At 66.0% G+C, this 14,009-nt stretch carries 8 protein-coding genes and 3 rRNA genes; 10 read left to right on the top strand and 1 reads right to left on the bottom strand.

From position 1 onward, the window contains the following. The first annotated feature begins 76 nt into the window (after positions 1-76). From BS73_RS14235 to BS73_RS14190, 10 genes are all read left to right on the top strand, one after another. A complete protein-coding gene (locus tag BS73_RS14235; protein ID WP_037572389.1) occupies positions 77-1,237 on the top strand; it encodes an ABC transporter ATP-binding protein in 1,161 nt (386 codons plus the stop codon). After that, entirely contained in the window at positions 1,234-2,166 is a 933-nt protein-coding gene (locus BS73_RS14230; protein WP_037572387.1) for an ABC transporter permease, read from the top strand. Before BS73_RS14235 ends, BS73_RS14230 begins: the two co-directional genes overlap by 4 nt. Further along, a complete protein-coding gene (locus BS73_RS14225) occupies positions 2,166-3,053 on the top strand; it encodes an ABC transporter permease (RefSeq protein WP_084704054.1) in 888 nt (295 codons plus the stop codon). The genes BS73_RS14230 and BS73_RS14225 overlap by 1 nt, the downstream gene beginning before the upstream one ends. A 43-nt stretch (positions 3,054-3,096) precedes the next feature. After that, on the top strand, positions 3,097-4,491 hold the full coding sequence (locus tag BS73_RS14220) for an NAD(P)/FAD-dependent oxidoreductase (RefSeq protein ID WP_037572385.1): 1,395 nt from the start codon (positions 3,097-3,099) through the stop codon (positions 4,489-4,491). Positions 4,492-4,902: 411 nt separating this feature from the next. After that, a complete protein-coding gene (locus BS73_RS14215) occupies positions 4,903-5,355 on the top strand; it encodes a hypothetical protein (RefSeq protein WP_037572378.1) in 453 nt (150 codons plus the stop codon). A 118-nt stretch (positions 5,356-5,473) separates the two neighbouring features. Beyond that, a complete protein-coding gene (locus tag BS73_RS14210; RefSeq protein ID WP_037572376.1) occupies positions 5,474-6,997 on the top strand; it encodes a CoA-acylating methylmalonate-semialdehyde dehydrogenase in 1,524 nt (507 codons plus the stop codon). A 484-nt stretch (positions 6,998-7,481) separates the two neighbouring features. After that, positions 7,482-8,997, top strand: a 16S ribosomal RNA gene (locus BS73_RS14205). A 287-nt stretch (positions 8,998-9,284) separates the two neighbouring features. Then, positions 9,285-12,402: ribosomal RNA gene (locus BS73_RS14200) — 23S ribosomal RNA — on the top strand. 67 nt (positions 12,403-12,469) lie between these two features. Further along, positions 12,470-12,586: ribosomal RNA gene (gene rrf, locus BS73_RS14195) — 5S ribosomal RNA — on the top strand. Together the 16S, 23S and 5S rRNA genes form the textbook arrangement of a ribosomal RNA operon. 174 nt (positions 12,587-12,760) lie before the next feature. Next, a complete protein-coding gene (locus tag BS73_RS14190) occupies positions 12,761-13,294 on the top strand; it encodes a gluconokinase (protein WP_037572374.1) in 534 nt (177 codons plus the stop codon). Here the strand turns inward: BS73_RS14190 and BS73_RS38235 are convergent. Continuing rightward, entirely contained in the window at positions 13,276-13,941 is a 666-nt protein-coding gene (locus BS73_RS38235; RefSeq protein ID WP_161789668.1) for a phosphatase PAP2 family protein, read from the bottom strand. The two genes, BS73_RS14190 and BS73_RS38235, sit on opposite strands and share 19 nt — an antisense overlap. Positions 13,942-14,009 lie beyond the last annotated feature (68 nt).

Below are 14,009 nucleotides of genomic sequence, written 5' to 3'. Positions count from 1 at the left end.
CCGGTGCGCCACGCGCGCCCGCGGCGATCGCAGGGCGGCGCAGAACGCAGAGCAGCGCACGAAGGAGGGGCTCGGGATGAGCACCCAGGCTGGGTATTCCACAGACGTACTGGACGGTGAGCGCGGCGATCTCCGCCTGACCGGCCTGACCAAGAAGTTCGGCTCGTTCACCGCGGTGGACGGCGTCGACCTCACCATCGCCCAGGGCTCCTTCTTCGCCCTGCTCGGCGCCTCGGGGTGCGGCAAGACCACCACCCTCCGGATGATCTCCGGGCTCGAGGCGCCCACCGCGGGCCGGATCCACCTCGGCGACCAGGACGTCACCGACCGCAAGCCGTACCGCAGGCCGGTGAACACGGTCTTCCAGAACTACGCCCTCTTCCCGCACCTCGACATCTTCGAGAACGTCGCCTTCGGCCTCCGCCGGCGCGGCATCAGGTCGGTGAAGAAGCCGGTCGAGGACATGCTCGACCTGGTCGAACTCGGCCACCTGGCCCGGCGCAAGCCCACCCAGCTCTCCGGCGGCCAGCAGCAGCGGATCGCCCTCGCCCGGGCGCTGATCAACCAGCCCCAGGTGCTGCTGCTGGACGAGCCGCTGGGCGCCCTCGACCTCAAGCTGCGCCGCCAGATGCAGATCGAGCTCAAGCGCATCCAGCTGGAAGTCGGCCTCACCTTCGTGCATGTGACGCACGATCAGGAGGAGGCGATGACCATGGCCGACACCATCGCGGTGATGAACCACGGGCGGATCGAGCAGCTCGGCTCCCCGGCCGAGCTCTACGAGAACCCCAACACCACCTTCGTCGCCAACTTCCTCGGCCAGTCCAACCTGATCGCCGGGACCGTGGAGAGCGTCTCCGGCGACGTCGTCCAGGTCGCCGCGCACGGCCGCAGCCTCGCCCTGCCGGCCGCCCGCTGCCGCACCACCAGCGGGCCGGTCATCCTCGGCGTGCGCCCGGAGAAGGTGCGGATCGCCAAGACCGAGGCCGAGGTGCCGAGCGGCGCCAACCACCTCACCGGCAAGGTCACCGACGCCTCCTTCATCGGCGTCTCCACCCAGTACCTGGTCGAACTGCCCTCCGGCGAGGAGCTCGCGGTCTTCGAGCAGAACACCGGACAGGAGATCCAGCGGCCCGGCGCCGAGGTCGTCGTCCACTGGGACCCCTCCCAGGGCTTCGGACTCGACGGCGAGCAGGACATCCAGGCCGGAGCCGACGCGGACGAGGAGGCGGCGTGACGACCACCACTACGGCGGCGCCCCCGGCCGCGCCCGGGGAGGTGACCCCCGCGGAACCCCGCCGGCGGCGCAACCTCACCCCCTGGTGGCTGCTGCTGCCCGGACTGCTCTGGCTGATCGTCTTCTTCCTGGCGCCGATCCTCACCTCGGTCCTGGCCTCGGTCCAGTCCGGCAACTCCGACATGGGGTACCAGCTCACCTGGGACTGGGGGAACTACCAGCATGCGATCGCCGACTACCTGCCCCAGTACGGCCATTCGCTGCTCTACTCGGTGCTCTGCACGGTCTTCTGCCTGGTGCTCGGCTACCCCACCGCGTACTTCATCGCCTTCAAGGGCGGGCAGTGGAAGAGCCTGCTGATGGCCCTGGTGGTGGTGCCGTCCTTCACCAGCTTCCTGATCCGCACCATCGCCTGGAAGACGATCCTGTCCGACAACGGGCCGATCGTGCACACCCTCAACAGCCTCCACGTCATCCCGCTCACCACCGCGCTCGGCTGGACGACCGGAAACCACGTGCTGGCCAGCCCGGCCGCCGTGGTCTGCGGAATGACCTACAACTTCCTGCCGTTCACGATCCTCCCGCTCTACACCTCGCTGGAGAAGATCGACCCGCGGCTGCACGAGGCCGGCAGCGACCTGTACTGCAGCCCCTTCACCACCTGGCGGCGCATCACCCTGCCGCTCTCCATGCCGGGCGTGGTCGGCGGCACCCTGCTGACCTTCATCCCCGCGGTCGGCGACTACATCAACGCCCAGCTCCTCGGGAACCCCAACACCGGAGTGGTCGGCCAGAAGATCGAGGACCTGTTCCTCCGCCAGACCTCCGGCTACCCCGTCGGCTCCGCGATCTCCGTGGTGCTGATGGCCGGGACCCTGATCCTGGTGCTGCTCTACATCCGCAAGGCCGGTACGGAGGACCTGCTCTGATGACGACCGCCACCGCCACCACCCCGTCCTCGCCGTCCACCCCGTCCGCACCGGGCGCGGCGCCCTCGCCCGGCGCCTGGGCCCGGATCGGCGGCTGGATCCGCGCCCACCTGCTGGCCGCCGTGACCTTCCTGGTCTTCGTCTTCATGCTGGCGCCCAACCTGGTCATCCTGTGGATGTCCTTCAACCAGCCGGTGGGCAGGTTCGACTACGACTGGAACAAGTTCTCCCTGAGCGCCTGGGCCAACCCCTGCGCCAGCAGCGAGATGTGCAGCAGCCTCGGGCTCTCCGTGCAGATCGGCCTGCTGGCGACGATCGTCGCCACCGCCCTCGGCACGATGATCGCCTTCGCCATGGTCCGGCACCGCTTCAAGGCCAGGTCCGGCATCAACTCGCTGCTGTTCCTGCCGATGGCCGCCCCCGAGGTGGTGATGGGCGCGACCCTCGCGGCCCTCTTCTTCAACACCATCGGCCCCGGCTCGATGGGCTTCGTCACCATCACCATCGCCCACGTGATGTTCTGCCTCAGCTATGTGGTGGTCACCGTCAAGGCCCGGCTGGCCGGCATGGACCCCACCCTGGAGGCCGCCGCCGGCGACCTCTACGCCACCCCGCTGCAGACCTTCCGCAAGGTCACCCTGCCGCTGGTGGCCCCCGGGATCGCGGCCGCGGCCCTCCTCTCCTTCGCCCTCTCCGTCGACGACTACATCATCACCGTCTTCACCGCGGGCCAGCGGGAGACCTTCCCGATGTACATCTGGGGGTCGGTGCAGCGCGCCTACCCCGCGCAGATCGACGTCATCGGTTCCCTGATGCTCATCGTCACCATGGTGATCATCGCCCTCTCCCAGTGGCTCGGCCGCGCCCGGGCCAAGTCCGCGCACTGAGAACCCTCTCGACCACGCATCACCTCGAAAGCAGCTGATACCGATGGACCCGGCCCTCTCACTCGCAGACGCCAGTCCAACCCCGTTCTGGCTCGACCACCCGTCGAAGCCGGAAGCCCTCCCGGCCCTGGTCGGCGACGAGCACACCGAACTGCTCGTCGTCGGCGGCGGCTACTCCGGTCTGTGGACCGCCCTCCTCGCCAAGGAGCGCGACCCGAAGACGGACGTCGTCCTCGTCGAGGGCAACGAGATCGCCTGGTCCGCCTCCGGGCGCAACGGCGGCTTCTGCGCCGCCTCGCTCACCCACGGCTTCGGCAACGGCCTGGAGCGCTGGCCGAACGAGCTCCGCAGGCTCGAAGAGCTGGGCGCGGCCAACCTCCAGGCCATCGAGGACACCCTCACCCGCTACGGCATCGACGCCGAATGGGAGCGCACCGGCGAGATCGACGTCGCCACCGAGCCCTACCAGCTGGACGAACTCCGCGAGGCCGCCGAGCTGATGCCGAAGTACGGCAGCGAGCCCGTCCTCCTGGAACGCGACGCCCTCCGCGCCGAGGTGGACTCGCCGACCTTCCTCGGCGGGCTCTGGGACAAGGACGGCGTGGCCATGGTCCACCCGGCCAAGCTCGCCTGGGGCCTCAAGCGCGCCTGCCTCGACCTCGGCGTCCGCATCTACGAGCACACCCGCGCCGAGAGCCTCTCCCGGCACGGCGCGGGGATGGCCGTCCGCACCGGCTACGGCCGGGTCTTCGCCCGCCGGGTGGCCCTGGGCACCAACATCTTTCCGAACCTCGTCCGGCGGGTCCGCCCCTACCTCGTCCCGGTCTACGACTACGCCCTGATGACCGAGCCCCTGACGGACGACCGGCTCGCCGCCATCGGCTGGAAGAACCGCCAGGGCCTGGGCGACTCCGCCAACCAGTTCCACTACTTCCGGCTCTCCGCCGACAACCGCGTCCTCTGGGGCGGTTACGACGCGGTCTACCACTACGGCGGCCGGGTCGCCGCCGAGCACGACCAGCGGCCGGCGACGTTCCGCAAGCTCGCCGCCCACTTCTTCACCGCCTTCCCGCAGCTGGAAGGCGTCCGCTTCAGCCACGCCTGGGGCGGGCCGATCGACACCTGCGCCCGCTTCTCCGCCTTCTACGGCACCGCCCACGAGGGACGCGTCGCCTACGCGGCCGGCTACACCGGCCTCGGCGTCGGCGCGACCCGCTTCGGCGCGGACGTCATGCTGGACCTCCTCGCGGGCAGCCCCACCGAACGCACCAGCCTGGAGATGGTCCGCAGCAAGCCCCTCCCGTTCCCGCCCGAGCCGCTGAAGTGGACCGGCATCTCCCTCACCCGCTGGTCCCTCGCGAAGGCCGACCGCAACGCCGGCCACCGCAACGCCTGGCTCAAGACCATGGACAGACTCGGCCTGGGCTTCGACAGCTGACGCACCTCCGGCCCGCGCGCCCCTGGGGAAAGCCCGAGGGACGCATCCAGGGGCGCGGGGAACCGCGCGCCCGGCCAGGCGGCCTGCCGCACTCGGCTAAGGGTTCCCCCTGCTCGAAGAGCTTGGGGGAGGAGTTCGGGTTGCGCCCCGGTGGCCCCGCCATGCGCGGTGCCGTAGTGGCTGGTCGCGCAGTTCCGGCGCCCCCGCATGCGCCCTGCGGTTCCATCCCGGCAGCCGAGCGGGGTCCGGGGCGGCGGCCCCGGGAAACGGCGAAAGGGCGGGGCCGGGGCAGAAAGAATCTTGGGTAACCCATGTAAGAGCCGGGCCCCCACCCGCTCTCCCACTGCAGGGCGCTTGCTGACGCGGCGTCCAACAAGACGCGAAGCAGCTCGCAGTGGAAGAGGGCGAATCATGGGGGCCTCAGCACAACACGCCATCGACTGGCTGGCCGCAGCCGCGCCGGACCCGAGCGCCTGCCGCCGGGAATGGGAACGCAGCCCCACCGGCGTGGCCACCCTTCCCGCCGGCGTCCGCTGGGACGTCCTCATCGTCCCCGGCCCCCTGGGCCGCACCACCCTGGACGTCCTCCTCGATTCCCCGCGCACCCGTCCCGGCCCGGTCCTCGCCGACCACGGCGGCCGCCGGGTCGGCTTCTTCGTCCCCACCGGCACGGCGGCCCGCTGGGTCGGCAAGAACACCCGCTGCGTGGGGCCCGGCACCTGGATCGTGGTCCCGCACCCCACCCGCTCGCTGCCCCGCTCGGCGACCCCCACCTGGCTGGTCGCCCCCGACGGCAGCGGCCGCCTCAACGATCCCGCCACCCTCGAACTGGCCCTCCACGAGGCCGCCGCCGACTATCTGTAAGGCGAACCCCCATACGACCGACACCCTGCTGATTGAGCGGAGCCCCCCGCGCTCCCAGACTGGTGGCAGCCCCTCAGCAACGAGACCCGGCCCCACCAGCCCAGCCCGGAGGAAGACCTTGTCCAAGCACATCACCCACTGGATCGCCGGCAAGTCGGCATCGACCGCCGGCAGCGCCCCGCGCCGCGGGGACGTGTACGACCCGGCCACCGGTCAGGTCACCGGCCAGGTCGACTTCGCCGAGATCGCCGACGTGGACGCCGCGGTGGCGAGCGCCCTCGCCGCCTTCGGCAGCTGGCGCCACGTCTCGCTGGCCAAGCGCACCCAGGTGCTGTTCAGGTTCCGCGAGCTGCTCAACGCCCGCCAGGACGAGCTGGCCTCGATCATCGTCTCCGAGCACGGCAAGGTGCACTCGGACGCGCTCGGCGAGATCGCCCGCGGCCTGGAGGTCGTCGAGTTCGCCTGCAACATCGCCCACCTGCTGAAGGGCGGCTTCAGCGAGCAGGTCTCCACCGGCGTGGACGTCTACTCGATCCGCCAGCCGCTGGGCCCGGTCGCGATCATCTCGCCGTTCAACTTCCCGGCGATGGTGCCGATGTGGTTCTTCCCGGTCGCCGTCGCGGCCGGCAACTCGGTCATCGTCAAGCCCTCCGAGAAGGACCCGTCCGCCGCCAACTTCCTCGCCGAGCTGTGGAAGGAGGCCGGCCTCCCGGACGGCGTCTTCAACGTCGTCCACGGCGACAAGGTCGCGGTCGACCGCCTGCTGGAGCACCCGGACGTCAAGTCCGTCTCCTTCGTCGGCTCCACCCCCATCGCCCGCTACGTCTACGAGACCGGCACCCGCTACGGCAAGCGCGTCCAGGCCCTCGGCGGCGCCAAGAACCACATGCTGGTCCTGCCGGACGCCGACCTCGACCAGGCCGCCGACGCGGCGGTCAACGCGGGCTTCGGCGCGGCCGGCGAGCGCTGCATGGCGGTCTCCGCCCTGGTCGCCGTGGACACCATCGCCGACGAGCTGATCGAGAAGATCAAGCAGCGGATGGCCGGCCTCACCGTCGGCCCCGGCTGCAACGGCGAGTCCGAGATGGGCCCGCTGGTCACCGGCGCCCACCGGGACAAGGTCACCTCGTACCTGGAGTCCGGCGTCGCCGACGGCGCCACCCTGGCCGTGGACGGCCGCAAGCACAAGATCACCGAGCAGGACGCCAACGGCGCCGGCACCGCCGACGGCTTCTGGCTCGGCCCGACCCTCTTCGACAACGTGAAGCCCGACATGTCGGTCTACACGGACGAGATCTTCGGCCCCGTCCTCTCGGTGGTCCGCGTCTCCTCCTACGAGGAGGGCCTGGACCTCATCAACCGGAACCCCTACGGCAACGGCACCGCCATCTTCACCAACGACGGCGGAGCGGCCCGCAAGTTCCAGAACGAGGTGGAGGTCGGCATGGTCGGCGTGAACGTGCCGATCCCTGTGCCGGTGGGCTACTACTCCTTCGGCGGCTGGAAGAACTCCCTCTTCGGCGACAGCCACGCCTACGGCCCGGAGGCCGTCCACTTCTTCACCCGGGGCAAGGTCGTCACCCAGCGCTGGCTCGACCCCTCGCACGGCGGCATCAACCTGGGCTTCCCGACCCACGACTGACCCGGGGGCCCGCCGCGCACCGTCCCCGCAGCCCGCGTCCACTCCGCTGACCAGCGGATTTGGGCGCGGGCTCGGTCATGGCGTAGTGTTCACCAGTCGCCCGACGGAACTCCGGGCGACCAACCCGAAACCAGACGCCCGGGCATTCGTGTGCCTGTTTTCGGAAAACAGCGCCGATTTCACTCGCAAGAGGAAATCCGCTAGAGTTTCACTCGTCGGAACGGAGGCCGAAAGGCCGAAGGAAAGACGGAAACCGAACCGCCGGAAACGGTCTGGTAAGGTAGAAAACGAACGAAGCGCCCGGAGGCGCCGGAGGGATACCGGCCCGAAGGAAGCGTCCGTTCCTTGAGAACTCAACAGCGTGCCAAAAGTCAACGCCAGACTATAAAACACCCCGTCTGTCTCGGTTTCCGAGGCGGCGAGGTTCCTTTGAAGAATCACAGCGAGGATTCACATCCTCTGCGTGATGCTCTATTTTAAAGCATTCACGGAGAGTTTGATCCTGGCTCAGGACGAACGCTGGCGGCGTGCTTAACACATGCAAGTCGAACGGTGAAGCCCTTCGGGGTGGATCAGTGGCGAACGGGTGAGTAACACGTGGGCAATCTGCCCTGGATTCTGGGATAACACCGGGAAACCGGTGCTAATACCGGATATGACCCTCCTCCGCATGGTGGGGGGTGGAAAGCTCCGGCGATCCAGGATGAGCCCGCGGCCTATCAGCTTGTTGGTGGGGTGATGGCCTACCAAGGCGACGACGGGTAGCCGGCCTGAGAGGGCGACCGGCCACACTGGGACTGAGACACGGCCCAGACTCCTACGGGAGGCAGCAGTGGGGAATATTGCACAATGGGCGCAAGCCTGATGCAGCGACGCCGCGTGGGGGATGACGGCCTTCGGGTTGTAAACCTCTTTCAGCAGGGAAGAAGCGCAAGTGACGGTACCTGCAGAAGAAGCACCGGCTAACTACGTGCCAGCAGCCGCGGTAATACGTAGGGTGCGAGCGTTGTCCGGAATTATTGGGCGTAAAGAGCTCGTAGGCGGCCTGTCGCGTCGGATGTGAAAGCCCGGGGCTTAACCCCGGGTCTGCATTCGATACGGGCAGGCTGGAGTGTGGTAGGGGAGATCGGAATTCCTGGTGTAGCGGTGAAATGCGCAGATATCAGGAGGAACACCGGTGGCGAAGGCGGATCTCTGGGCCATTACTGACGCTGAGGAGCGAAAGCGTGGGGAGCGAACAGGATTAGATACCCTGGTAGTCCACGCCGTAAACGTTGGGAACTAGGTGTTGGCGACATTCCACGTCGTCGGTGCCGCAGCTAACGCATTAAGTTCCCCGCCTGGGGAGTACGGCCGCAAGGCTAAAACTCAAAGGAATTGACGGGGGCCCGCACAAGCGGCGGAGCATGTGGCTTAATTCGACGCAACGCGAAGAACCTTACCAAGGCTTGACATACACCGGAAACGTCCAGAGATGGGCGCCCCCTTGTGGTCGGTGTACAGGTGGTGCATGGTTGTCGTCAGCTCGTGTCGTGAGATGTTGGGTTAAGTCCCGCAACGAGCGCAACCCTTGTCCTGTGTTGCCAGCGGGTTATGCCGGGGACTCACGGGAGACTGCCGGGGTCAACTCGGAGGAAGGTGGGGACGACGTCAAATCATCATGCCCCTTATGTCTTGGGCTGCACACGTGCTACAATGGCCGGCACAATGAGCTGCGATACCGCAAGGTGGAGCGAATCTCAAAAAACCGGCCTCAGTTCGGATTGGGGTCTGCAACTCGACCCCATGAAGTCGGAGTCGCTAGTAATCGCAGATCAGCATGCTGCGGTGAATACGTTCCCGGGCCTTGTACACACCGCCCGTCACGTCACGAAAGTCGGTAACACCCGAAGCCGGTGGCCCAACCCTTGTGGGGGGAGCCGTCGAAGGTGGGACCAGCGATTGGGACGAAGTCGTAACAAGGTAGCCGTACCGGAAGGTGCGGCTGGATCACCTCCTTTCTAAGGAGCACTTCTCATCCGCGTCTGCGGGTGCAGAGGCCACTACGCCGGCACACGTCCGGCGGTGGTAGCTCATGGGTGGAACGTTGACTATTCGGATCGGCTGGCTTGGCCGGCTCACCAGTACTGCCCCTTGGGGCGTGGAACGTGAGGCCGTGTCAGCAGGCCGGTCCGGGCGCGCTGTTGGGTCCTGAGGGCACGGATGTGTCTTCAGTGCCGACCCCATGCTTGGACAGGTGGGTGGTTGGTTGTTGCTTGAGAACTGCACAGTGGACGCGAGCATCTGTGGCCAAGTATTTAAGGGCGCACGGTGGATGCCTTGGCACCAGGAACCGATGAAGGACGTGGGAGGCCGCGATAGGCCCCGGGGAGCTGTCAACCGAGCTTTGATCCGGGGGTGTCCGAATGGGGAAACCCGGCGATCGTCATGGGTCGTCACCCGCTGCTGAACGCATAGGCAGTGTGGAGGGAACGCGGGGAAGTGAAACATCTCAGTACCCGCAGGAAGAGAAAACAACCGTGATTCCGGGAGTAGTGGCGAGCGAAACCGGATGAGGCTAAACCGTTTGTGTGTGAGACCCGGCAGGGGTTGCGCAGGCGGGGTTGTGGGAGCGAGCTTGATCGGTCTGCCGGCCGGTCGGTGAGTCAGAAATCGTTGGTGTAGGCGAAGGGCATGTGAAAGGCCCGGCGTAGAGGGTAAGACCCCCGTAGCTGAAACGTCAGCGACTTGCTTGCTTGTTTCCCAAGTAGCACCGGGCTCGAGGAATCTGGTGTGAATCTGGCGGGACCACCCGCTAAGCCTAAATATTCCCTGGTGACCGATAGCGGATAGTACCGTGAGGGAATGGTGAAAAGTACCGCGGGAGCGGAGTGAAATAGTACCTGAAACCGTGTGCCTACAAGCCGTGGGAGCGTCGGGGTGTGCTTGCACATCCTCGTGACTGCGTGCCTTTTGAAGAATGAGCCTGCGAGTTTGCGGTGTGTTGCGAGGTTAACCCGGGTGGGGTAGCCGTAGCGAAAGCGAGTCCGAAGAGGGCGTTTTCAGTAGCACGCTCAAGACCCGAAGCGGAGTGATCTAGCCATGGGCAGGGTGAAGCGCGGGTAAGACCGTGTGGAGGCCCGAACCCACCAGGGTTGAAAACCTGGGGGATGACCTGTGGTTAGGGGTGAAAGGCCAATCAAACTCCGTGATAGCTGGTTCTCCCCGAAATGCATTTAGGTGCAGCGTCGTGTGTTTCTTGCCGGAGGTAGAGCACTGGATAGGCGATGGGCCTGACCGGGTTACTGACCTTAGCCAAACTCCGAATGCCGGTAAGTGAAGCGCGGCAGTGAGACTGTGGGGGATAAGCTCCATGGTCGAGAGGGAAACAGCCCAGAGCATCGACTAAGGCCCCTAAGCGTGTGCTAAGTGGGAAAGGATGTGGAGTCGCAGAGACAACCAGGAGGTTGGCTTAGAAGCAGCCACCCTTGAAAGAGTGCGTAATAGCTCACTGGTCAAGTGATTCCGCGCCGACAATGTAGCGGGGCTCAAGCGCACCGCCGAAGTCGTGTCGTTCAGACAATAGCCCCAACGGGTGTCTGGATGGGTAGGGGAGCGTCGTGTGCCGGGTGAAGCCTCCGCGGAAGCGAGGGGTGGACGGTTCACGAGTGAGAATGCAGGCATGAGTAGCGATTCAGGAGTGGGAAACTCCTGCGCCGATTGACCAAGGGTTCCTGGGTCAAGCTGATCTGCCCAGGGTAAGTCGGGACCTAAGGCGAGGCCGACAGGCGTAGTCGATGGACAACCGGTTGATATTCCGGTACCCGTGGCAGTGCGCCAGCGCTGAACCAGGTGATGCTAAGCCCGTGAAGCCGCCCCTGATCTCTTCGGAGTGAGGGGGAGTGGTGGAGCCGGCGGACCAAGTCTGTAGTAGGTGAGCGATGGGGTGACGCAGGAAGGTAGTCCAGCCCGGGCGGTGGTTGTCCCGGGGTAAGGGTGTAGGGCGTTGCGTAGGCAAATCCGCGCGACATGTGCCTGAGACCTGATGCCGAGCCGTTGTGGTGAAGTGGATGATCCTATGCTGTCGAGAAAAGCCTCTAGCGAGTGCTGTTGCGGCCCGTACCCTAAACCGACTCAGGTGGTCTGGTAGAGAATACCGAGGCGTTCGGGTGAACTGTGGTTAAGGAACTCGGCAAAATGCCCCCGTAACTTCGGGAGAAGGGGGGCCATTGCTGGTGATCACCCTTGCGGTGTGAGCTGGTGGTGGCCGCAGAGACCAGCGGGAAGCGACTGTTTACTAAAAACACAGGTCCGTGCGAAGCCGTAAGGCGAGGTATACGGACTGACGCCTGCCCGGTGCTGGAACGTTAAGGGGACCGGTTAGCCTGGATTCGTCTGGGCGAGGCTGAGAACTTAAGCGCCAGTAAACGGCGGTGGTAACTATAACCATCCTAAGGTAGCGAAATTCCTTGTCGGGTAAGTTCCGACCTGCACGAATGGCGTAACGACTTCCTGACTGTCTCGACCACAGGCCCGGTGAAATTGCACTACGAGTAAAGATGCTCGTTTCGCGCAGCAGGACGGAAAGACCCCGGGACCTTTACTATAGCTTGATATTGGTGTTCGGTTCGGCTTGTGTAGGATAGCTGGGAGACGGTGAAGTCGCCACGCCAGTGGTGGTGGAGTCAATCTTGAAATACCAGTCTGGTCGTGCTGGATGTCTAACCTGGGTCCGTGATCCGGATCAGGGACAGTGTCTGGTGGGTAGTTTAACTGGGGCGGTTGCCTCCTAAAGGGTAACGGAGGCGCCCAAAGGTTCCCTCAGCCTGGTTGGCAATCAGGTGGTGAGTGTAAGTGCACAAGGGAGCTTGACTGTGAGACTGACGGGTCGAGCAGGTACGAAAGTAGGGACTAGTGATCCGGCGGTGGCTTGTGGAAGCGCCGTCGCTCAACGGATAAAAGGTACCCCGGGGATAACAGGCTGATCTTCCCCAAGAGTCCATATCGACGGGATGGTTTGGCACCTCGATGTCGGCTCGTCGCATCCTGGGGCTGGAGTAGGTCCCAAGGGTTGGGCTGTTCGCCCATTAAAGCGGTACGCGAGCTGGGTTTAGAACGTCGTGAGACAGTTCGGTCCCTATCCGCTGTGCGCGTTGGAGTCTTGAGAAGGGCTGTCCCTAGTACGAGAGGACCGGGACGGACGAACCTCTGGTGTGCCAGTTGTTCTGCCAAGGGCATGGCTGGTTGGCTACGTTCGGGAGGGATAACCGCTGAAGGCATCTAAGCGGGAAGCCTGCTTCGAGATGAGGACTCCCACCCACTTGTTGGGGTAAGGCTCCCAGTAGACGACTGGGTTGATAGGCCGGGTCTGGAAGCCCTGTGAGGGGTGGAGGTGACCGGTACTAATAGGCCGAGGGCTTGTCCATAGTTGCTCCGCGTCCACTGTGTTGTTCTGAAGAAACAGCCTGCCACAGGCAGATTTCTTCATAGTGTTTCGGTGGTCATGGCGGTCAGGGTACGCCCGGTTACATTCCGAACCCGGAAGCTAAGCTGGCCAGCGCCGATGGTACTGCACTCGGGAGGGTGTGGGAGAGTAGGACGCCGCCGAACAAACATTGAGAGAGGGCCCGGAACGGATTCACATCCGTTCCGGGCCCTCTTGCTTTTTCCTTCCGTGTGCACCGGTCCGCCGTCGCCCCTCGCCCCTCGCCCGTCGCCTCGACTGTGACCGATCAGTCGTGGCAAAGGGCTGGATCACGCCGACCGACCTGCGAGGATAGGGATGTGACAAAAAGTAGTACGAATGCGGCAGCGGAGCCCATCATCGTGCTGGTGCTCGGCGTCTCGGGGTCCGGGAAGAGCACTGTCGGTTCGATGCTGGCCGGCCGGCTCGGCTGGCCGTACGCCGAGGCGGATGACTTCCATTCGGAGGCCAACCGGCAGAAGATGGCCGCCGGCCACGCCCTCACCGACGAGGATCGCTGGCCCTGGCTGGAGACCATCGCGGAGTGGATGGACGGCCGGATCGCCGAAGGGCGCTCGGCTGTCGTCACATGCTCCGCGCTCAAGCGCTCCTACCGGGATCTCCTGCGGAAGAACAGGCCGCAGGTGCGGCTGGTGTATCTGAAGGGCAGCCGGGAGTTGATAGCGTCCCGCCTCACCGCCCGTCAGGGGCACTTCTTCCCGGCGCAGTTGCTGGAGACCCAGTTCGCCACGCTGGAGGAGCCGACCGAGGACGAGCACCCGTATGTGGTGCCGATCGGCGGCACGCCGGAGGAGATCGTCGACCAGACCGTCCGTCAGCTCGGCGTGGTCTGATCCGGCGACAGGTCCGGGCCGGCCTGCCCGGCCCCGGGCCCAGCTCCAGCTCCGGGCCCAGCTCCAACTCCGGGCCCAGCTCCAGCTCCGGGCCCAGGCCCAGCCTCGGGCCCAGCTCCAGCCTCGGGCCCAGGCCGAGGCGCCCAGCGCGCCACGCACCAGACCACCATCGCGGCCAGCGTCCAGGCGCCGATCACGTCCAGCAGCCAGTGGTAGTCGCGCCAGATCAGTGCCGCGCCGACTCCCAGGCACAGTACGGAGGTCAGCAGCGCCAGCACCCGGCGTGCCCACCGGCCGGCCACCGCCGACGAGAGCAGCCAGGCGCCGGTGACCAGGCAGACGGTCGCCGTCGAGGCGTGTCCGGAGGGGAAGTAGCCGAGGCCGGTGCTGCCGGTGGCGGCGCCGGAGGGGCCCGGCCGGGCGATGGCGTCCTTGGCGGGAACCACCGTGGCCGTCAGCAGAACAGCCGCCGCGCCCGCGGCGGCGAGCGGCGCCCACCACCTGTCCCGCCCGGCCCGCCGCGCGGCCCAGGCCGAGACGGCGGCACAGAGCGCGAGCAGAGGTACGGCGACCAGACTGTTGCCGAGGTCGCTCCAGTACTCGGCGAGGCCGTTCACGTGGAGGGCGGGAAGCGGCTTTTCCGCCACCGTCCACTGGACGTGGTCCCGTACGGCGCGATCGACGGCGAGCAGTGGTCCGTGGCTCAGGACCTGCT

The sequence above is a fragment of the Phaeacidiphilus oryzae TH49 genome (genome assembly GCF_000744815.1).
Taxonomy (GTDB): Bacteria; Actinomycetota; Actinomycetes; order Streptomycetales; family Streptomycetaceae; genus Phaeacidiphilus; species Phaeacidiphilus oryzae.
This window is presented reverse-complemented; position numbering and strand designations above follow the sequence as displayed.